The sequence below is a fragment of the Amycolatopsis rifamycinica genome (assembly GCF_000695625.1).
Taxonomy (GTDB): Bacteria; Actinomycetota; Actinomycetes; order Mycobacteriales; family Pseudonocardiaceae; genus Amycolatopsis; species Amycolatopsis rifamycinica.
Genome location: NZ_JMQI01000073.1, coordinates 1 through 19,973 on the forward strand (window position 1 = coordinate 1; position 19,973 = coordinate 19,973).

The 19,973-nt window shown below is 72.4% G+C and carries 21 protein-coding genes; 11 read left to right on the forward strand and 10 right to left on the reverse strand.

Annotated elements, in window-relative coordinates:
* From DV20_RS35000 to DV20_RS35020, 5 genes are all read right to left on the reverse strand, one after another.
* Positions 1–821 (reverse strand): glycoside hydrolase family 78 protein (locus DV20_RS35000; RefSeq protein ID WP_043787550.1); only part of this gene is annotated, 821 nt, incomplete at its 3' end.
* A 131-nt stretch (positions 822–952) separates the two neighbouring features.
* Positions 953–2,263, reverse strand: a complete 1,311-nt coding sequence (locus DV20_RS44420) for a DJ-1/PfpI family protein (protein WP_152603799.1) — start codon at positions 2,261–2,263, stop codon at positions 953–955.
* 2 nt (positions 2,264–2,265) lie between these two features.
* Positions 2,266–2,655, reverse strand: a complete 390-nt coding sequence (locus DV20_RS35010) for a hypothetical protein (protein ID WP_043787554.1) — start codon at positions 2,653–2,655, stop codon at positions 2,266–2,268.
* A gap of 87 nt (positions 2,656–2,742) precedes the next feature.
* Positions 2,743–3,396 carry a response regulator gene (locus DV20_RS35015; protein ID WP_043787555.1) on the reverse strand — a complete coding sequence of 218 codons (654 nt, stop codon included), beginning with the start codon at positions 3,394–3,396 and terminating at the stop codon, positions 2,743–2,745.
* Positions 3,393–4,487: a sensor histidine kinase gene (locus DV20_RS35020; protein WP_043787556.1), complete on the reverse strand. Its 1,095-nt coding sequence runs from the start codon at positions 4,485–4,487 to the stop codon at positions 3,393–3,395. Before DV20_RS35020 ends, DV20_RS35015 begins: the two co-directional genes overlap by 4 nt.
* 120 nt (positions 4,488–4,607) lie before the next feature.
* Here DV20_RS35020 and DV20_RS35025 point away from each other — a divergent pair, with 120 nt between their 5' ends.
* From DV20_RS35025 to DV20_RS35035, 3 genes are all read left to right on the forward strand, one after another.
* Positions 4,608–7,193, forward strand: coding sequence for a glycosyltransferase (locus tag DV20_RS35025; RefSeq protein WP_235191069.1), 2,586 nt, complete (start codon positions 4,608–4,610; stop codon positions 7,191–7,193).
* Positions 7,193–8,626 carry a radical SAM protein gene (locus DV20_RS35030; RefSeq protein WP_043787558.1) on the forward strand — a complete coding sequence of 478 codons (1,434 nt, stop codon included), beginning with the start codon at positions 7,193–7,195 and terminating at the stop codon, positions 8,624–8,626. Before DV20_RS35025 ends, DV20_RS35030 begins: the two co-directional genes overlap by 1 nt.
* Before the next feature lie 92 nt (positions 8,627–8,718).
* The gene (locus DV20_RS35035) at positions 8,719–9,552 is read left to right on the forward strand and encodes a lysozyme (protein ID WP_043787559.1); all 834 of its coding nucleotides are present in this window, start codon (positions 8,719–8,721) and stop codon (positions 9,550–9,552) included.
* Here DV20_RS35035 and DV20_RS35040 read toward each other — a convergent pair.
* Positions 9,549–9,791 (reverse strand): hypothetical protein, encoded by a 243-nt coding sequence (locus tag DV20_RS35040; protein WP_051736251.1) that lies wholly within the window; start codon positions 9,789–9,791, stop codon positions 9,549–9,551. The two genes, DV20_RS35035 and DV20_RS35040, sit on opposite strands and share 4 nt — an antisense overlap.
* 129 nt (positions 9,792–9,920) lie before the next feature.
* On the opposite strand from DV20_RS35040, the gene DV20_RS35045 reads away from it, so the two are divergent.
* From DV20_RS35045 to DV20_RS35055, 3 genes are read left to right on the forward strand one after another with little or no spacing between them, the layout of a single operon-like run.
* Positions 9,921–11,168 carry a GDSL-type esterase/lipase family protein gene (locus DV20_RS35045; RefSeq protein ID WP_043787562.1) on the forward strand — a complete coding sequence of 416 codons (1,248 nt, stop codon included), beginning with the start codon at positions 9,921–9,923 and terminating at the stop codon, positions 11,166–11,168.
* Positions 11,169–11,224: 56 nt separating this feature from the next.
* Positions 11,225–11,611, forward strand: a complete 387-nt coding sequence (locus DV20_RS35050) for a hypothetical protein (RefSeq protein WP_043787563.1) — start codon at positions 11,225–11,227, stop codon at positions 11,609–11,611.
* Positions 11,612–11,637: 26 nt separating this feature from the next.
* On the forward strand, positions 11,638–11,985 hold the full coding sequence (locus DV20_RS35055) for a ClpX C4-type zinc finger protein (protein WP_084093822.1): 348 nt from the start codon (positions 11,638–11,640) through the stop codon (positions 11,983–11,985).
* On the opposite strand, the gene DV20_RS35060 is transcribed toward DV20_RS35055, so the two are convergent.
* Positions 11,982–12,785 (reverse strand): SAM-dependent methyltransferase, encoded by an 804-nt coding sequence (locus DV20_RS35060; RefSeq protein ID WP_084093834.1) that lies wholly within the window; start codon positions 12,783–12,785, stop codon positions 11,982–11,984. The genes DV20_RS35055 and DV20_RS35060 overlap by 4 nt on opposite strands.
* A 56-nt stretch (positions 12,786–12,841) precedes the next feature.
* Positions 12,842–13,852, reverse strand: coding sequence for an alpha/beta hydrolase family protein (locus tag DV20_RS35065; protein ID WP_051736252.1), 1,011 nt, complete (start codon positions 13,850–13,852; stop codon positions 12,842–12,844).
* An 86-nt stretch (positions 13,853–13,938) separates the two neighbouring features.
* Between DV20_RS35065 and DV20_RS35070 the strand changes: the two genes are divergently transcribed.
* The 3 genes from DV20_RS35070 to DV20_RS35080 all read left to right on the forward strand — a co-directional run bounded on the left by DV20_RS35070 (position 13,939) and on the right by DV20_RS35080 (position 16,701).
* The gene (locus DV20_RS35070; RefSeq protein WP_084093823.1) at positions 13,939–14,835 is read left to right on the forward strand and encodes a helix-turn-helix transcriptional regulator; all 897 of its coding nucleotides are present in this window, start codon (positions 13,939–13,941) and stop codon (positions 14,833–14,835) included.
* A 100-nt stretch (positions 14,836–14,935) separates the two neighbouring features.
* A complete protein-coding gene (locus tag DV20_RS35075; protein ID WP_235191070.1) occupies positions 14,936–16,036 on the forward strand; it encodes a sensor histidine kinase in 1,101 nt (366 codons plus the stop codon).
* Positions 16,033–16,701, forward strand: coding sequence for a response regulator transcription factor (locus DV20_RS35080; RefSeq protein WP_043787572.1), 669 nt, complete (start codon positions 16,033–16,035; stop codon positions 16,699–16,701). The genes DV20_RS35075 and DV20_RS35080 overlap by 4 nt, the downstream gene beginning before the upstream one ends.
* On the opposite strand, the gene DV20_RS35085 is transcribed toward DV20_RS35080, so the two are convergent.
* A complete protein-coding gene (locus tag DV20_RS35085) occupies positions 16,668–17,573 on the reverse strand; it encodes a CPBP family intramembrane glutamic endopeptidase (RefSeq protein WP_084093825.1) in 906 nt (301 codons plus the stop codon). The two genes, DV20_RS35080 and DV20_RS35085, sit on opposite strands and share 34 nt — an antisense overlap.
* 152 nt (positions 17,574–17,725) lie before the next feature.
* Positions 17,726–18,334 carry a TetR/AcrR family transcriptional regulator gene (locus DV20_RS35090; RefSeq protein ID WP_043787573.1) on the reverse strand — a complete coding sequence of 203 codons (609 nt, stop codon included), beginning with the start codon at positions 18,332–18,334 and terminating at the stop codon, positions 17,726–17,728.
* Positions 18,335–18,440: 106 nt separating this feature from the next.
* On the opposite strand from DV20_RS35090, the gene DV20_RS35095 reads away from it, so the two are divergent.
* Positions 18,441–18,971, forward strand: coding sequence for a nuclear transport factor 2 family protein (locus tag DV20_RS35095; protein ID WP_043787576.1), 531 nt, complete (start codon positions 18,441–18,443; stop codon positions 18,969–18,971).
* A complete protein-coding gene (locus DV20_RS35100) occupies positions 18,953–19,903 on the forward strand; it encodes an NADP-dependent oxidoreductase (RefSeq protein ID WP_043787578.1) in 951 nt (316 codons plus the stop codon). The genes DV20_RS35095 and DV20_RS35100 overlap by 19 nt, the downstream gene beginning before the upstream one ends.
* Positions 19,904–19,973: the final 70 nt, after the last annotated feature.

A 19,973-nucleotide genomic window follows, 5' to 3' on the forward strand; every position in this document is an offset into this window, starting at 1 on the left:
GGGCCGCCGTAGGCGACGTCGACCTGCTGCGCCGAGGCGACGCGGCCGCTGTCCCAGACGTCCTTCCCGCCGGCGGAGACGACGAGCTGGTACGCCGACTGCCGCTGCTGCGCGGCCGCGGACGTCAGCTTCCAGCCGAACCGCGGCTGCGCCGGGTCGACGCCGAGCGGGTTCACCCGGTTCGCGACGGTCGCGCTCGCGACCGACAGCGGTGACGCGGCGGCGGGGTCCGGAATGGTGACACGGGTGCCCCACGGCATGGTGCCGTAGGCGCCGAGATCCTCGGCGTGGGTCCAGGTCCCGTCGGCGAAGCCGGGCTGTTCCCAGCCCTCCGGGACGGTCGGCGCGCTCTTCCAGCCGGTCCCGGTGGTCAGTTCGGTGGTGCCCGCCGCGGTCGTGATCCGCAGCCGCCCGAGCAGGCCGGCCGGGCCGGCGGCGTTGCGGACGGCGACGGCGAGGGTGTTGACGCCGGGCGTCAAGGCGGGCCGCAGATCCACCGGCAGCGCCGTGCGCCACGAGTCCGCGGTGCGGGCCGCCGAGGCGAGCGGCGTGCCGTTGAGCCAGACGTCGGCGGTGTCGTCGCCGGTGAGGACGAGCCGGGCGTCGGTGACCGCGCCGGCCGGGACGGTGAACGTGGTGCGGAAGTACCGGGTCCCGGCCGGCGCGGCGACGCGGGCGTTGCCCTCCGGGAACCAGATCCAGTGCGCGCCGCCGAAGTCCACCGGTGGCGCGGCACCGGCCGGGGGCGCCGCGGCGACCGGGAGAACGAGGACTGCGGCGAGCGCGGTGGTGGCGGCACGCCAGAGCTTCGAGGGCAGCATGCAGGCTCCCTTGCGGGGGGACGGCGCCGGATTTAGAACGTTTCAACCCAACGTGCCTGGTGACTGTAACCAGAAGCTCACGCCCCGGCAATACTCCACTGGTATGCACCAATGCGGGTCCTCGCGACGGCCTAAATCGTTTCAGGACGGCGGTGCCGCCGCAGCCGGATGACGGCGATGACCACCGCCGTGCCCGCCAGGACCAGCACGATCGGCAGCGCCGTCGGCCGCCACGGCCAAGCCCGGCCTTCGAAGACGACGCCGTCGGCGGGCAGCTCCAGCACCTTCGCTGTCCACCGGGCGGTGGCGACGTCGGTGCGGCGGGACAGCCCGCTCACCGCCGTGTCGTAGGGGAAGCCCGGCCGGTCGTGGACGTACTCGGGTGCCGGGCCGCCGGGCGGCGGGGTGACGCCGCGCGTGGCCCCGGGTACGAGCAGCCGGTCGAGATCCGCCGTGGCGAGGGAAGCCCGGGGCAGGAACGTCAGCCCGTGCCGCGACCGGATCGGACCGCCGTCGGCGCTCACGGCCAGCGTGCGCGAGGACAGCGACTGGCCTTCGGTGTCGAACACCGATGCCAGTTCGACCTCACCGACGCCGTCCGCGAGCAGGACGCCGATGGTGTCGGGGTTCCAGCGGAACCCGGCGTTGACGAGCGCGGCCGCGTCCGGCATCCCGGCCGGTGGGTGCACCGGCACCGCGGTGCCGTAGCGGCGCCAGCCGATGGCCGCCGCGGCGCCGGCCGCCACCTCGCGCCCGGCGAGCCGCTCGACCCAGTGCAGCGTGCCGTCGACGCCGGAGAGGATCCCGGCGGTGGTGACGACGGCGCCGTCGTCGACGAACCGCTCGCCGCGCACCCACCGCACCGCCGGGTACTCGGCGGCCCAGTCGTCGACCTTCAGCCAGTGCGCGGTGGCCGGCCGCCCGTCGAGCAGCCCCGCGGAGGCGAGCACCGCGCCGCCGTTGCAGACGCTCAGCAGCTTCGAGCCGCGGGCGGCCTGGTCCCGCAGCCAGGTGGTGACCGGTTCGGTGCTCGGCTCGCCCACGTCCGGGAACGCCGGTACGACGACGAGGTCCGGCGCCCGGGAACCGAGGCGCGCGGCGAGGCCCGCGAAATCGAGGTCCGGCACCAGGTCCAGGCCGCCGGTCAGCGGCTTCGGCTCGCGGTGCGGGGCGACCGTGTAGACGTTGAACCGGCCGGTGGCGGCCAGGATCTCGTAGGGGGCGAGCGCGTCGGAGACGACGGCACCGCGGTCGCCGACGACGACCACCGCGGTCGGTTTGGCCGGGTCGTGGGGGACCGGCGCCGCGGCGGGGACGGGCCGCGGCGGGCCGGCGGCGTAGAGGGCGTCGAACGCTCCCAGCGCGGAGACGGTCGCGCCCACGGCGGGGACCACCAGCACGGCGGCCACCGCGGCGAAGGCGAAGGCGAGGCGCTTCAGCACGGTCAGTGCCAGTACTCGGCGCGGCGCCACACCATGGCGGCCAGCATCAGCGGGAACATGACGACGTGCCCGGCGACCATCAGCGTGCCGCCGGAGACCGCGCCCAGCCAGTACGGCACGAGCAGCGCCACGAACGGCAGGTACATCACCGCGGCCATCTCGGCGATCCGCGGCCACGAGTGGCGGCGCAGCGCCATGGCCAGGACCATCGCGACGGTCATGTTCGTGGCCATCACGAGGGCGCCGACGTCCGGGCGCTCGAGCCAGGCGGCCGGCCACAGCGGGCCGAGCGCCACCATGCCGATGAGCATGGCGACGACCATTTCGACGTAGTGGCCGGTGAACCGGACGAGCTTGCGGGCGGTGGTCCGGGTGGTTTCGGTGGTGGTCATGGTTTCCCTCCAGGTTCGTTCCTGGACGAGAATCGCGCCCGGCGGCCGTGCGGCCAGGTGCCGGAAGTCATGACCGGGGGTCATGGTCTACAGCAGGCCGAGGTCCCTCGCCCGCAGGGCGGCCTGGGTGCGATCGCGCGCGCCGAGCTTGCCCAGCACGTTGGTGACGTGGTTCTTGACCGTGCCTTCGGCGAGGAACAGCGCGGCGGCGATCTCCCGGTTGCTGCGGCCGTCGGCGAGCAGCCGCAGCACGTCGAGCTCGCGCTCGGACAGCGGCACCACCAGCGGCTGGGGCCGCGGCTGGGTCGGGTCCGGCAGCTGCGCGAACCGCGCGACGACCTTCGCCGCCACCGAGGGCTGCAGCACGGACTCCCCGCGCGCCGCGGCCAGCACGGCTTCGACCAGACGCGCCGACGAGACGTCCTTCAGCAGGTAGCCGACGGCGCCCGCGCGCAGGGCGGCGAAGACGTCTTCGTCGTCGTCGAAGGTGGTCAGCGCGATGACCCGGATCTCCGGGTGGTCCACCCGCAGCCGCCGGGTCGCGGCCACGCCGTCGAGCACCGGCATGCGCAGGTCCATCAGGACGACGTCCGGAGCCAGCGATGCGGCTTCGCGCAGGGCTTCGTCCCCGTTGCCGGCTTCGCCGACCACGTCGATGCCGTCGTGGGTGGCGAGCAGGGTGGCGAGGGCTTCGCGGAACAGCGCTTGGTCGTCGGCGAGCAGGACGCGGACCGGCGTCATCCGGGGATCTCCATGGTCAGGGCGCTGCCGCGGCCGGGGGTCGAGGTGAAGGCGAGCTCGCCGCCGAGGTGGGCGGCGCGTTCCCGGAGCCCGATCAGGCCGAAGCCCGGCGACGCGCCGCCGTCGCTGCCGCGGCCGTCGTCGCGGACCTCGACCCGGACCGCCGCGGCGGCGTAGTCGAGGACGACGTCCACGGTGGCCGCGCCGGCGTGCTTGCGGACGTTCGTCAGGCCTTCTTGCGCGGCCCGGTAGAGCGCCTCGCGCGGCTCGTCCGGCAGCGGGCGTTCGAGGCCGGTCACGGTGAGCCGGGCGGTGACGCCGGCCGCCGAGGTCTCCTCGGCCAGGGCTTTCAGCGCCTCCGGCAGCGGCGGGACCGGTCGCGGTTCGCGCAGCGCCCGCACCGAGCGGCGCACCTCGGCCAGCGCGGTCTCGGCCTGCTCCTGCGCTTTCGTCAGCACCTCGTCGGCCTTGGCGGGGTCGGTCGGCAGCACCGCCCGCGCGGCCTTCACCTGCATCTGGACGACGGTGAGCGAGTGCCCGAGCCCGTCGTGGATGTCGCGGGCCACCCGGTTGCGCTCCTGCGCGGTCGCGAGCCGCTCCGCCTGGGCCGCGTAGTCGCGGAGTTTCGCGTGCGCTTCGGCGAGTTCGGCGCGCGAGCGCTGCTCCCGCAGGTGCAGTTCGGTGATGATGGCGGCGAACAGCACCGAGATGAGCGTGCCGATGCCTTCCCGCAGCCCTTCGCCGAGCGACATCCCGAGGTGCACCAGCGGGACCACGGCGATGACGAGCGCGATCGCGGGCCGCGGCAGCCGCAGCAGCACGCACTGGCTGACCAGCACGACGAGGAACAGCGTCGTCCCGACCCCGGCGTCGATCGTGAAGAGCACGAAGGCCAGCGGCAGCTGGACGGCGACGTAGGCCGCGCTCCAGGCGAGCCGTCCGCGGTCGCGCACCCAGCCGAAGCCCGCCGTGGCGAGCAGGGCGAAGACCGCGCCGAGCACGAGCGCGAGCCGGGGTTCCCCGGAGCCGAGGACCCCGAGCGCGATCGACAGCAGGGCGCCGCAGGTCAGCACCCCGAGGGCCCGGTTCATGCGGTCACTGTGGAGGCTGCGGCGCCCCGCGGTCAACCACGAAAGCGCTCACACGGCCGTTCGACACCCCGGCGCTTACGCTGGAACCGACGGCGAAGCCGATACGGGGGTTTGACATCGATGTCAGTGCTCTGGGGCGTCTCCTTCGACGCCACCCCGCTGTCCGGGGTCGTGGTCGAGTTCCTCAAGACGGCGCGCCGCTTCGCCGCCCGGGGGTACGACGTCCACCTGGACCTCGGGTACGACATCAAGGCCGACAAGGGCGCGTTCTTCCGGCCCTACCGCGACGAGGCCCGGCTGCTGCCGGAGTGGGTCACCCTCGACCGCGTCGAGGGGGTGGCGCGGATCCGGGGCTACGACCGCGGGTTCGTCGACCGGGTGCTGACCCGGTTCGTCCAGGCAGGCGACCGGACGCTGCGGCCCGAGATCGACCGGATCGCCGCCGAGCTGGCGGACCGGATCGTCGCCACCTGGGAACGTCTCGGCGTGACCCTGGTGATGGTGGAGAACGGGACCCTCCCGGAGAACGTCGCCTACACCGAGGCGCTGTACGCCGCGATCGACCGCTACGGCGCCCGCCACCGGCTCGGCCGGTTCGTGTTCTGGCGCGACCACGACCTGATGTGGCAGAGCGAACCCGGGATCGCGAAGTACGGCACGTTCCCGTACCCCGGTGTCCCCGCGCCGCGGAACTCCCCGCACATCCACTACTTCGCCCTGCACGAGGAGGCGAAGGCACGGACGCTGGCATGGGTGCCGGAGCTGGCCTGCCTCGACGTCCTGCCCAACTCCTTCGCCATCGCCCCCGCGCGGATCGACGAGCGCAACGCGGCTTTCCGGCGTGACCACGGCATTCCCGCGGACGTCCCGCTGCTGGCCCGGATCACCCGGATCATCCCGCAGAAGCGCCTCGACCGGGACCTCCACCTGCTGGCCCTGCTGCCGGACGCGTGGCTGTTCGTCGCCGGCGACGTCGACGAGACGCCCACCGAGCACGCCCGGCTCGTCGAGCTGGCCACGGACCTCGGCGTGCGGGACCGCGTCGTGTTCGGCGGCTGGCTGACCCCGTACGACACGACGGTCCCCGGCCGGTACTCCGTGCGGGACCTGCTGGCGCACGCCACCGTCGTGTCGTTCCTGACCTCCTACGACTACGAGAGCTACGGCAACCCGGTCAGCGAGGCGATCGCGTCCGGGACGCCGTACATCACCAGCGGGTACGAGCTGTACGACGTCGTCTACGGCCGCCACGGGTTCCGGGCCCCGGTGCTGGACATCCGGGCCCGCGACCTGCCGGACGCCGCGTTCGCGCGGGAAGTCGCCGAGCTGATCACCGACGAAGGGACACGGGCGGAAGTGGTGCGGGTGAACTCGGAACTCGGGCAGGCGCGGTTCGGCGCGCGCGTCGTCGACGACCTCGTCGACCGGCTGTACCCGCCGCCGATGGGCGCGGCGACGCGGCTGAGCGTCGTGCTGCCGGTGTACAACGAAGCCGCGAACCTCCCGGAGGTGCTGCGGACGCTGCACGACCAGCGTGCCGGGGACGCGCCCCTGGACAAGAGCCGCTACGAGGTCGTGCTCGTCGACAACAACTCCACCGACGACACCGTCGCCATCGCCCACGCCTTCGCGGCCGCGCACCCGGACCTCGCCCTGCACGTGATCCACGAGCCCGAGCAGGGGGTTTCCTGCGCGCGCCGGGCCGGCATGGACTTCGCCGCGGCCCGCAGCCGCAACCGGCCCGACAGCGACCCGGGGGAGCGGTTCTACCTCGTCTCCGCGGACGCGGACTGCCGGGTCGATCCGCAGTGGCTGAGCGAGCTGTTCGCCGCGATGGAGTCGAGCAAGGCCGCCATCGGCGTCTGCGACTACTACTACAACGCCGAGCACTTCCGGGGGCGGCCGCGGCTGTGGGACGCGATCCAGCGGACGCTGCGGTGCCGCGCCGTCACCTTCGCGCTCTTCGGCGGCTTCCCCGACGGCAAGGGCTTCGCCGTCGAGCGCGACGCCTACGAGCGCGCCGGCGGCATCGAGATCTTCTACCAGCTGCAGGACGGGAAGTTCGTCAACCACCTCTCCGACGACTGGGACTTCGGCATCAAGGTCGCCAGCGGCGGCGACGCGATCACCTACGCGCCGCGCTCGCGCGTCGAGATCAACCCGCGGCGGGTCGACCACGCCATCGACGAGGTCATCGCCGGCCGCGCCTACGGCTCCGACGGCATCATCGTCATGCGCGACATCCGGCCGTCGGCGCCGTCGGAACCGGTCGACCTCACCGAAGCCGAGGCCCGGCAGGCGTGGGAGTTCTCGATCAAGGACTTCACCCCGAAGAACACCATCCTGCCGGTGCTGCTGACGCCCACGCTGCTGGAGGACGACGCCGTCATCGCGTTCTTCGGGCCCGATCTCGCCGCGCGGCTGGCCCGGCGGATCAGCGAGATCCGGCACGAAATGCGGGTCGTCGACTTCACGCCGATCCACGCCTACAAGACGCCGTCGTACCGGCTGTACTTCGAGTTCGCCGACGAGTTGTTCGCGTGCCTGCGGCGGCACGTCGGCGAGGACATCGGCGTCCCGCCACCCCTCCCGCCGTGCCTGGCGGAGGTGCCGTCCGCGCGGTTCGCGGAATTCGTCCGCTACTACTGCGAAGACCGGGAGTCGGGCGAAGCCCACAACTACTTCGGCAACGGAGGGGTGTTCTGATGAGCCTGGGCTACGAAGAGGCGATCGGCTCGCTGCACACGATCGACCCCGCGTGGCCGCGGCCGGCCGTGCTCGACGTTCTCGAAGCGCCGGAGAACCGGCACCTGCTCGACTTCGTGCAGGAGGACCCGTTCGGGGCGCACGTGTTCCCGGGCAACGTCCCCGGCACGCCGGCGGAGTTCCTGCGCGACCTCGACGCGCAGCTGGCCGCGTCCGCCGGGCCGATCCACCTGTGGTCCTACATCCCCACCTGCGCCTACCGCTGCCGGTTCTGCCAGTACCCGGTGGTGCTGGTCAAGGGCAAGATCGAAAAGGCGGCGGACTGGGTCGACCTCAACATCGCCGAGGCGCGGCTGTGGCTCGAGGCCGTGCCGCACCTGGCCGGTGCCGAGGTGGGGGAGTTCAACGTCTTCGGCGGTACACCGTCGCTGCTGCCGGAGCCGGAGATCCGCCGCCTGCTGGAGTTCTACCGGTCGAACTTCGGGTTCACGGCCGACACGACGATCCGCTTCGAGGGCGACCCGAGCACGTTCACCCCGGCCAAGCTCGAACTGCTGCGGGAACTGGGCTGCACCAAGCTGTCCAGCGGCGTCCAGTCGTTCGACGACCACGTGCTGACCCTGTGCGGGCGGGAGCACACCGCGCGGATGTGCGTCGATTTCGTCCGCAACGCGAAGGCCGCGGGGTTCGAGTGGGTCAGCATCGACCTGATGTACGGGCTGCTCGACCAGACTCTCGACAGCGTCCGCCGCGACCTCGACGTCGTGCTGGAAAACGAAGTCACGGCGGTGGTGTGCACGAAGCTGCACCTGGCGTCCTACAGCGACACCCGCACCGGCGTCACCGGGGAGAAACCGGCGGCGTGGCAGCTGCCGTCCTACCGGGACAAGCTGGTGCGCGACGGGCACCGCTGGCCCACGCTCGGCGAGCAGTACCAGATGCGGGAGCTGCTCACCGAAGGCCTGCGCGCGGCCGGGTACACCGAACACCCGACGATGTACTTCGCGCGGGACGGCCTCGGGCCGGAGAAGTGGAAGGCCATCATGGTCGACCAGGACAAGCAGGGGCCCGAGGTCGCGATCGGGCTCGGCGGCAGCTCGAGCTGCCGCGCGTCCGAGGCGATCACCGACGTCAACTCGAAGCGCTACACCGAAACCGTGCGCTCCGGCGGTATTCCGCTGGGTTCGGCGACCAAGTTCACCCCCGAAGCGCAGGAAGCCCGGGCGGTCAAGATGGCGCTGACGACGCTGCAGCCGGTGCGGGATTCCGTGCACCGGGAACGCTTTCCGGGCCGCTCGCTGTTCGCGGAACCGTGGCTGGGCAAGTTCCGTTCGCTGGAATCGCGGGGCCTCGTCCGGTTGTCGCCGGACGTCGTCGAGCTGACCCCGGCCGGGGAAGTGCTCGTCGAGGCGATCATCACCACCGAACTCTGACTCACTACATCGGGTGACAGAAGGCTCGCGGTGCGCGACCCGGGCGGGCACCATGGATCGGAGGACGTGCCAGTACCGAGATCGGAGCGTGGATGAGCCGAACCGTTGCCGGACACGCTGAACAGGGGCGGTGGCGAACCCGGCTCGCGGCGGCGGGCGCGCTGGTCGCGCTGGCTCCGGTGCTCGTCGCCCCGCCCGCTTCGGCCGCACCGGACTATTCGCTGGCCGCGACGAACTACGCGGGCACGCAGATCGCGGCGCACGAAGGCGTCCACGGGAGTCCGCGCGCCGACGCCCCCGAGCAGACGCTCGGCCACGACGTCAGCGGGCACCAGGGCCCGGTCGACTGGTCCGCCGCGGCCGGCGCCGGCGCGAAGTTCGTCTACGTCAAGGCGACCGAGGGCACCGGCTTCGTCAACCCGCAGTTCAGCCAGCAGTACGACGGCGCGCACGCGGCGGGCATCATCCGCGGCGCGTACCACTTCGCCCGCCCGGACGTCTCGGGCGGCGCGGAGCAAGCGGAGTACTTCATCGCCCACGGCGGCGGCTGGCGCGCGGACGGCACCACGCTGCCCGGCGCCCTGGACATCGAGTACAACCCGTACGGCGTGCTCTGCTACGGCAAGAGCCCGGCCGACCTGACGGCGTGGATCGCGGACTTCACGCGCACGTACCTGGCCAAGGTGAAGCGCAGCGCGCTGATCTACACGAGCACGGCGTGGTGGAAGGTCTGCACCGGCAACACCGCCCGGTTCGGGAACACGGACCCGCTGTGGCTCGCCCGCTACGGCCCGGACGTGGGCGAGCTGCCGGCGGGCTGGGACAAGCACAGCATCTGGCAGTTCGCCCGCAGCGGCACCCTGCCGGGCGACCAGAACTACTACAACGGCCCGATCGGCCGGGTGCAGGCGCTCGCGAAGGGCTAGCGCCCGCGGGCGCGCAGGTCCGGCCACGGCGGCCGGTGCACCATGGCGATTCCGGCGAGGGTGGCGGCGACCAGCCCGACGCCCACCCCCAGCAGGGCGACGCGGGTGGCGTCGTAGGCCGGTTCCCACTTGGCCTGGCCGTCGCGGACGGCGAACACGCCGACCGGCCGGTGGACCGGGAGCACCGTGGTGCCGTCCGGGGTTTCGTACGGGTCGCCGAAGACGCGCGGTTCGGTCATGTCCACCATCGAACGGGAATCCCGCGTCGCTGACAAGATCGGACAAACCCTTGTCGCCTCCGTGACCGGCTGCTTACGATCGGCCGGGGAGCTGGTCGTCATTCGTCCTTTGTGGACTCAGGAGGCGTCGTGCGCAGGTTCGCCCTTCTCGCCGCGGTTTCCGTCGCCGCGGCCGCCGTCGTCTCCGCTCCGGGCGCCGCCGGGGCCGGGCGGGCGTGGTTCACGTCGTGGGCGCAGTCGCAGGACGGCCGGGCCGACACCGCCGTGACCGGCCAGTCGCTGCGGATGATCACCCACCTCAGCCAGGGCGGCGACGCCGTGCGCGTCCGGTTCCAGAACACCTTCGGCACCGGGCCGCTGACCATCGGGCACGCCACCGCCGGGCCGAGCGCGGGCGGCGCCGCGGTGGCTTTCGCGCGTGAGCTGACCTTCGCCGGCCGCCCCGGAATCACGATTCCCGCGGGTGGCGAGGTCTGGAGCGACGAGACGAGGCTCTCGACGCGTCCCGATTCGGACCTCGCGGTGAGCATGGCGGTCGAAGGCACCGCCGTGCCCGGCCGCCACGGTGCGGCGTTGCGCGACAACTACCTCACGCCGGCGGGCTCGGGCGACCACGCCGCCGACGTCTCGGGAGACGCTTTCACGGCCACCGTCGGGTCGACCTACGTCGTCAGCGCGGTCGACGTGCACAACGCGGCTTTGCGGGGCGTCGTCGTCCCGTTCGGCAGTTCCGTCGTCGACGGCATCGGCAGCACCAACTGCGGCCCGGGCTGCACCCAGCCGGGCGCGAACCGCCGGTGGACCGACGACCTGGCGCGGCGGATGGTCGCCTCGTCCGCACCGTTCGCCGTCGCCAACGCCGGCGTCTCGGGCACGACGAGCGCCCGGTCGTGCCCGGCGATGCCGCCGTCGGTCGCCGGCCTCGACGCCGTGAGCCGGCTCGACCGGGACGTCCTCGCGCTGCACGGCGTCACGGCCGTCATCTACTACTACGGCACCAACGACCTCGCGTACGGCTGCGACGCGGCGGCGATCCTCGACAGCTACCGGGCGGTGTTCGCGCGGCTGCGGGCGGCCGGCATCTCGGTGTACGTCACGCCGAGCACGCCGAGGCCGGGGTACGGCGATCAGGCGAACCTGGCCCGGCACGAGATCGCGCTGTTCGTCCGGCGCGGGAACACCTGCGACGGCACGTGTTCCGGCGTCGTGGATTTCGACACGGTGCTGGCGGATCCGCTGAAGCCGAACAGCATCCTGCCGGCGTACGACAACGGCGACGGCATCCACGCGAACGCCGCCGGCCAGCAGGCGCTCGCGGACTTCGTCTCGGTGCCGATGCTCACCCGTTCCGGGCCGGGTTCCCACCCGATGAGGTGACTCGGCGAGTCGGAACGACGGGACTGTGCCTGCGGGTCAGCAGAGTACCTCCGGTGATGAACGAGTCGATGGACGACGCCGGGTGCTGCCTGCTGTCGGTGGCCTGGAACGTCGCCCCGCTGGCCGAAGGAAGCCCCGGTTCCCGCCGCGCCGACCTGCGGCGCACGGTGGTGGCGGCGTGCCGGACGGCGGGCCACGGCGCCCGCGACTGGGCGGCGCGCCACGGGACGGGCACGGAGGCGGAGTACCGGCCGTTCCTGCAGCTCGCCGACGTCGCCTACGAGATCGCGACGCTCCTGCTGCTGGTCGAGGACTTCCTGGTGCCGGACCTGGAGCGCGAACACCGCCGCTGGGCGGAGATCGAGGAGCTGACCACCCGGCTGACGGAGCTGTCCGAGTGGACGGCGGCGTTCCTCTTGTCAGGCGCCCCCTTACGGCTGTAAGGTCCGGCCTGACAAGGGAGGTTTCCGTGAGTACTGCGGTGTTCGCGCGTTGTTCGTTCTGTTCGAAGCCCAACACGGAGGTCGACACGCTGGTCGCCGGGCCGGGGGTGTTCATCTGCGACGGGTGCGTCCAGCTGTGCGTGTCGGTGATCGACGGAAAGCCGGCGGACGCACCGCTGATCGCGCCGTGGGAGCACGATCTGCCGCTCGAGCAGGTGCTCTCGAACCTGACCCCGGTCTCGGCGGCGAGTGCCCAGGTCCAGGAGAACCTGGCGGCGTGGGTGGGCAAGGCCCGTGCCCTGGGCGGCACGTGGTCCCAGATCGGCGAGGCCTTGGGGATGACCCGCCAGTCGGCGTGGGAGCGGTTCGCCTAGACCTTGACGCCCACCCCGGCGTAGAGGCCGTCTTCTTCGGGATCGACGACGGCGGCGAGCCGATCGGGCCGCCAGTTCGCCGACGTGGTCAGCCCGGGTTCGACGAGCTCGAAGCCCTCGAAGAGGGCAAGCACCTCGTCCTTCGTCCGTGGGTAGATGTGGTTCTGGGTGTTGCGCATGGTCTCGGCCACCCGCGGATCGCTCAGGACGGCGAAGTCGTTGGTGAGGTGGGTGAGCGCGAGGTGGCTCCCGGGCGCCAGCGCGTCCCGGTAGGCGGCGAACACCCCGCGAACCTCGGGCAGGTAGTGCCCGAGGGTGATGGCGAGCAGCCCGACGGGCTTGCGCAGATCGAGCAGCCGTTCCACCTGCTCGGACTTCAGCACGGCTTCGGTGTTCGTGGCGTCGGCTTCCAGGGCTTCGGCGTGGGGGTTGTCCTTGAGGAGCATGCGGCTGTGCGCGACGGCCACGGGTTCGTAGTCGACGTAGACCACCTTGGCTTCGGGATCGACGTCCTGGGCGACTTCGTGCACGTTGCCGACGGTGGGGATCCCGGAGCCGAGATCGAGGAACTGCCGGACGCCCTGGTCGAGCATGAACCGCACGACGCGCCGGAGGAAGGCCCGGTTCCTCCTCGCCACGGCGGCGACCTGCGGCTGGATGGCCTCGAGCTGGCGGGCGACCTCCCGATCGGGCGTGAGGTTGTGCGCCCCGCCGAGCAGGTAGTCGTAGATCCGCGCGGCGCTGGGCCGCGAGAGATCCGCACCGGCCGGAATCCAGTCGGCACCTTCGTCGTCGGTCACGGTCATCCCCTCCCGCTCGGCGGCTGCGCCCACCCTATCGACCCGGCGGTGTCCCGTCAGGGGCCGCTCCGCCCCGGTCCTGCGGGCGATACGGACGCCGGCTCCTTGGTGCGCACGCTCGCGAGTGCGGGGTGGCCGCGGATCGCGTCGGTGGCCTGCCGCCAGGCGGGGTCGCCGGCGACCAGCGCCGATCGCAGGTAGGCCCAGGTCATGCGCTGGGTGACGGCGAGCCGTTCGGGGTCTTCGTCGTCGGTCTCGGCGAGGCTGTAGCCCATGATGCCGCCGAGGTAGTGCTTCGCGCCCGGGAGGGTCAGCAGGGCGTCGGCGCCCGGGCTGAGGTGGTAGGGCTCGGCGTGCCAGGCGGCGCCGCGGGTGGTGGCGACGGGGTTGCCGTCCTGGTCGCCGTAGACGACCAGGGTCCGGGTGCGCAGGTGGGAGAAGTCGGTTCCCAGCTCGGGGTACCGCTCGCGCAGGGTGTCCGTCATGCCGTCGGCGCTGCCGGTCGAGGCGAGCAGCACACCGGCGCTGATGCGGGGATCACGCAGGTCGGGGCCGGTGCCGCCGGCCGGATCGGTGGCCCGCGCACCGAGCAGCGCGGCGACGGTGTTGCCGCCCGCGGAGTGGCCGACGGCGGCGACGCGCGCCGGATCGAGCCGTCCGGCGACGACCGGTGCCTGGGCCTCGACGACGTTCAGGTTGTCGAGGATGAGGCCGAAGTCGTCGATCCGGGAGCGCCAGAACAGCGGGTGGCCCGGAGCGTTCTCGTCCAGGCCGAGTCCGCCGCCGGGGGAACTCAGATGGGTCGGTTGGATGACGGCGAACCCGTGGCTCGCGTAGAAGTCGACGAGGGGTGAGTAGCCGTCCTTGGACTTCAGGTAGTACGAACTGCCGCCGCCGTGGGACAGCAGCACGATCGGCAGGGCGTCGCCGTGCAGGGGTGCGGTGATCCGCAGCTCCAGCGGGAGGCCGCGGTCGGGGGCGGGCAGGGTGACCGGGTTGACCGAGACGGTCGGTACTGCCGGCGGGACGGGGATGCGCCGGGCGAGCCGGACGTGGTTGTCGGTCATGGACCTACCGTGCGGCTGGTCGTCGTGATCAGCCAGGACCGATCCGGTCCTGGCTGCGGCCGCGTCCGCGTGGGCATACTGGTGAGGTGATCGACCGCCCCGGACTCGCCGCGTTCCTGCGTCGACGGCGGGCGGGGCTTTCGCCGTCGGATGTCGGCCTGCCGGAGACGTCGCGTCGCCGGACGCCCGGCCTGCGCCGCGAAGAGGTCGCCGTGCTGGCCGGCGTGTCGAGCGACTTCTACGCGCGCCTGGAGCAGGCTCGCGGCTCCGACCCGTCGGAGTCGGTCGTGGCCGCGCTCGCTCGCGCGTTGCGGTGCACCCCGGACGAGAAGGACCACCTCTTCCGGCTCGCCGGTGTGCCGGTTCCGCCGCGCCAGGTCGCGCGTCACCTCGACCCGGGACTGCGCCACCTCGCCACGCACCTGGACGGCCTGCCGACGTGCGTCTACAACGATCTCGGCGAGGTGCTTTACACCAACGCGCTCGACGACGCCCTGCACGGCCGAGACGAGCTTCGCCCCGGCCGGGACAGCAATGTCTACTGGCGGTGGTTCACCTGCCCGGCCTCCCGCGATCGCGTTCCGGAGGCGGATCGGGCCCGCCTGTCGGCGGCGCACGTCAGCGACCTCCGCGCCACCTACTCCCGTCGCGCCGAAGACGCGCAGATCACCGGGCTGGTCGACGACCTCGCGGCGCACAGTGCGGAGTTCCGGATGCTGTGGGACCGGCACGAGGTGGCCGTCCGCCGCGTCGATCTGAAGGAGGTGCGGCACCCCACGGTCGGGCTGGTCCGGTTGCGTTGCCAGGTGCTCGTGACGCCCGAAACCGGTGTCCGGATGCGGATCCTCCTGCCGCTGGAGGGAACGGACGCCGCCGAGAAGCTCGAGCTGCTACGCGTGCTCGGCACGCAGAGGTTTTCGAGGCGGAGCGAAGACGCCGGTCACGCGCCACAAGGCCGCGCGCGGGGTGCCCACCACCGGTGAGGGCCGGCCGCCGCGTCAGGTACCCGCCGGCACGAGCGGGTCGACGAGGATGATCCTTCTCATGCGCAGAAGGGGAGGAGCCGGTGGGGTGTGGCGATTCGTGCCCAGGAGGGCATCGCGCGTAGGTCGTGAGGGGGACCCGGCCTCGGCGACCGCGCGGCTGCCGGGTGATCCCGTGCTCGCCGGGCTGTTCACGGTGCTGGCGTTCGTGCCGTGGATGGGCGCGATGAGCTCGCAGTTCGGTGACCTGCCTGCCCGGCCGTCCGACGCGTTCGCGGTCGTTCTCGTGCTGGCGCAGACCCTTCCGATCGCCGTGCGCGGCCGAAGGCCTGTCGCCTGCCTGGTCGTCGTCGGCGTCTCCTGGGCGCTTTACCAGGTGCTCGCGTACCCGCCGCAGTTCGGCACTGTGACCCTCTACCTCGCGCTGTACACGGCGGCGGCCCACCAGCGTCGCTTCCGGACCGCCACGGTGGTCGCCACCGTGACCGCGTACGCGCTGTTCTCGCTGCTCGTCCACCAGCTCGGTTCGCCGTACGGCCTGGCCGACTTCCTGGTCTTCCTCGTGCTGGTCGCCCAGTGCTGGGTGATCGGGGCGTACGTCCGCCGGTACCGGGAGGGTGAGCGGAACCGCCGCCGCCTGGCGGAAGCCGAGGCGGCGGCGGGGGAGCGGACCCGCATCGCGCGGGAGCTGCACGACGTCGTGACCCACCACGTGACCGCGATGGTGGTGCAGGCCGACGTCGCGCAATTGGTCCCCCAGCGGGAAGACGTGCTGCGGGTCATCGGCGACACCGGGCGGCGAGCCCTGTCCGACCTGCGGGCCCTGCTCGAGGTGCTGGAGGAGCCGCGCAGCGTACGAGAGCTGGTGGAGCACAACGCGCAGCCCGCCACCCTCACCGAGGAGTTCGATTCGCGGACGCTGCCGCCCGTCCTCCGGCTCGTCGTCTACCGCGTCGTCCAGGAAGGGCTGACCAACGCGGCCAAGCACGCGGCCGGGCAGCGGACCACGGTGCGGATCGCGCGGGACGGGGACACCGTCGAGGTCGAGGTGACCAACGCGGCGGGGACGCCGGTCGGCGGCCTCTCCGGCGGCCGCGGGCTCGCCGGGCTGCGGGACCGGGTCGGCGCGCTCGGCGGCACGGTCACCCCGGAGCTCCTGCCGGACGGCGGCTTCCGGCTGTGCGCGAGGATTCCCGCATGACAATCCGGGTGCTGGTCTGCGAGGACCAGGAACTGGTCCGGACGGGCTACGTCGCGGCGTTCGACTCCCAGCCGGACATGGTGGTCGTCGGCGAGGCCGCCGACGGGCCGGCGGCGGTCGAGGCCGTCGCCCGGCTCCGGCCCGATGTCGTCGTCATGGACATCCACCTGCCGTTGCTGGACGGCATCGAGGCCACCCGGCGCATCGCCGGGCCGGGCGTGCCGGACGCTCCGAAGGTGCTGGTGGTGACGACCTTCAACGTCGACGAGTACGTCTACCGCGCGCTGCGGGCCGGGGCCGGCGGGTTCCTGCTGAAGGACACGCCGCTGGCGGAGCTGATCCAGGGCGTCCGCACCGTCACCCGCGGCGACTCCCTGTTGTCGCCGGCCGTGACCAGGACCCTGATCGGCCGCTTCGCCGGTCGCATCCGGCCGGGGGAGACCGGCCACGCGCGCCCGCTCGACGTACTCGCCCCGCGTGAGCTGGAGGTCCTGCGGCTCATGGCCGGGGGTCTGGCCAACGCCGAGATCGCCGAGCGGATGACGATCAGCGTGCAGACCGTGAAGACCTACGTCTCGCGCATCTTCGCCAAGCTCGACCTGCGCGACCGCGTGCAGGCGGTCGTGCTGGCCTACCGCAGTGGCCTGATGGACGGCGAGGCTTGATCGCCGTGTCGCGGCGTCGCGGGAACGAACCTGCCCCGCCTGCGGGCCGCGACGAGCATCGCGCAGCCCGCCAGGCCACCGATGAGCACGGCGAAGGCACTGGCCTCGGGACCGAACTCGCCGCCGCTGACGAGCGTCGGACCCGAGGTCACGCCGCGCAGGAGGCCGCCGGCCGTGCCGGTGGAGCCGGACACCGTGGTGCCGAAGATCCCCGACTGCGCGAAGTTCCAGCCGAGGTGGAAGCCGATCGGGAGCCACAGGCTGCGGGTGAGCGCGAAGCACCCGGCGGTCAGCACCCCCATCTCGACCGCGAGCGCGACCGCACCCCACACCGTGGCCTGCGGATTGATCAGGTGGAGCCCGCCGAAGACCGCGCTCGACACGGCCACCGCCACGAGAGTGCCGGTCCGTTCCTCGAGAACGCGGAACAGCACCCCGCGGAACAGCAGTTCCTCACAGGTGGCGATGCCGGTCATCAACCCCAGCGTGGCCACCACACCGGCCGCTGAGCCCCAGCCGGCGTGGTAGCCGCCGCACGCGAAGATCAGCAGCATCACGAGGGAGAAGAGGCCCACTCCGAGCGCGACTCCGCGCCCCGCCTGCCGCACGAGGTCACGGGGGGCGACCTCCGTGGCCGTCCGTTGTTCCAGCCGGCCCACGACCTTCGTGTACGCGAACAACGCGATCGCCGCCGTGGCGACACCCGACACCAACCCGGTGACCGGGTTCCGGGCGGCTTGCACGTTGAGCCAGGCGAAGCTTCCGTCGATCACCACGAACAGCGTCAGCAGGACCGCAACCCTGATCCAGGCGGCCCCGCGCCGGTGGACCGGACCGGTCCGGCTTCCGGAGAACCCGTTCTCGACAACCATGTTCGCTCCTTCGGCACCAGCACGGACGTGCGTCGACGCGAAGAAAGCTATGCAGGATCCGGGCGCGGGAAATCACTCCGCGGGGGACAGGCGTTGTCCCTCCCGGGAGCGACAACGGGTCCCGAGTGCATCAGGGGGCCGGCCCGGCGTCCTCAGGAAGCCGGGACGTCCGCCGGTGACCGGGTCAGCCGCCGCGCCGCCTCCACGACGAAGGCTCGCCGCCGGGCCCGCTCGTCCGGGTCGTCGGCCTCGGCGCCGGTCAGCATGGTGGCGAGCTGCGGGACGCTGAACCACCACGCCGCGAGCCCGATGATCATGAACATGAGGTGGCCGGCGTCGATGCCGCCGGCGACGGACCCGTCGCGTTGGGCCTGGCCGGTGGCGGCGACCTTGCGGCTGTAGTGCTCGACGCGCGCGGTGGCGTTGACCGGCGGCGCGCCCCGCAGACCTTCCCACAACAGCAGGCGCGCCAGTTCGGGGTGGTCGCCGTAGTAGTCGAAGGTGCGGCCGGCGACCTCGCCCATGTCGCCGAAATCCACGCCGTCCGGCGTGACGACGCGGGAAAGTTCCTCCAGTGCTTCGGTGAGCACCTCGTCGAAGAGGGCGTCCTTGTCGCCGAAGTAGGCGTAGAGCCGCTCCTTGTTGACGCCGGCGCGGGCGGCGATGCGGGTCACGGTGGTGCCGTCGGACCCGTGCGCGGCGAACTCGACCATCGCCGCTTCCCTCAGCAAGCGGCGCGTGTCGTCGACGGTTCGCTTCATGGCCGAAGACTAACACCGACGCCAACGTTGCCGTTGGTGAAAGCGGCCTGTTATGGTCAGACCAACACCAACGTTGGCGTTGGTGACCTGAGACAGGAGAGTGCCGATGAAGCCGATCGAGGCGACGGCCTACACCGACCGGGACGGCATCGTGGACGCGGTGACGCGGATCGTCGAGGGCATCGACTTCGGCGACGAAGAGCTGCTGCGTTCCGCCTTCACCGAGGACGCCGTGTTCGACCTCGGCGGCATCGACGCCAGCATCCACGTGTTCGAGCCCTACGTCGGCCGCGAACAGGTCGTCGAAACGCTGATGCGGACCGTGGGAACCGCGATGGACACCTTCCACGCCTTGGCCAACATCCGGGTGTGGGTGGACGGCGACACGGCCCACCTGACCTGCTACCTCATCGGACAGCACCACCGGAGCGGCGAAGGGCCGTCGGTCGAGTTCCAGGACCACCTCCTGCTGGGCAACCGGTTCGAGACCGACCTGGTCCGCGACCACGACCGCGGGTGGCTGGTCCGCCGCAACCGGGTCAGCTCGCGCTGGTCGGTGGGCAATCCCGCGGCCGCCAAGATCCCGCCGACACCACGACCGGGAAGTGAGGACCGCGCATGCGGGCGATCGGCCTGACCGAGTTCGGCGGCCCCGAGGTGCTGCGGGTGATCGACCTGCCCGACCCCGTCCCGGGTCCCGGTGAGGTGCGCGTCCGCGTGCACACCGCGGCGGTCAACCCCACCGACGCCATGCTGCGCGCCGGTGTCGTGCAGGCCTGGTTCGGGGGCCGGCCCGGCCCCTACGTGCCGGGCATGGACGCGGCCGGCGTGGTCGACGCGATCGGCCCGGACACCGAGACCGCACTCCGGCCCGGCGACCGGGTGATGGCGATCGTCCAGGCCTACGGTCCGCGCGGCGGCGCCTACGCGGAATTCGTGGTGGCGCCGGTGGAATCGGTGGTTCCGATGCCACCCGGCGTGGACTTCCCGGCCGCGTGCACGCTGCTGATGAACGCGCTGACCGCCCGGCTCGCGCTGGACGCGGTCACGGTGCCGGCCGGCGGCACCGTCGCGGTGACCGGCGCGGCCGGCGCCTTCGGCGGGTACGCGGTGCAGCTGGCCAAGGCCGAGGGCCTGCGGGTGTTCGCGGACGCCGCGGACGCCGACGTCCGGCTGGTGCGCGAACTGGGCGCCGACGAGGTCGTGCCCCGGGGCGACGACGTCGCCGTCCGGTTCCGCGCGCTCGCGCCCGACGGCGTGGACGCCTTGCTCGACGGCGCGGCCCAGCACGAACTGGTCGTCGCGGCGGTCCGCGACGGCGGCGGGCTGGCCGTCGTCCGCGGCTGGGACGGACCGGCCGGCCGCGACATCCGGCTGCACAAGGTCTTCGTCCCCGACGCGGTGACCGATCACGCCCGCTTGCTGCGGCTGCGGGACCAGGCCGGCGCGGGCGAGCTGACGCTGCGGGTGGCCGACGTGCTGCCGGCCGGCCGGGCCGCCGACGCCCACCGACGGCTGGCCGAGGGCGGCGTCCGCGGCCGCCTCGTCCTGGACTTCACCACCATCTGAGCCGATCGGGCGGCCGGCCGTACCGATGCGGCGGCAACGAACCCGATTTGCGGCGTCCCACCGGGGTCCG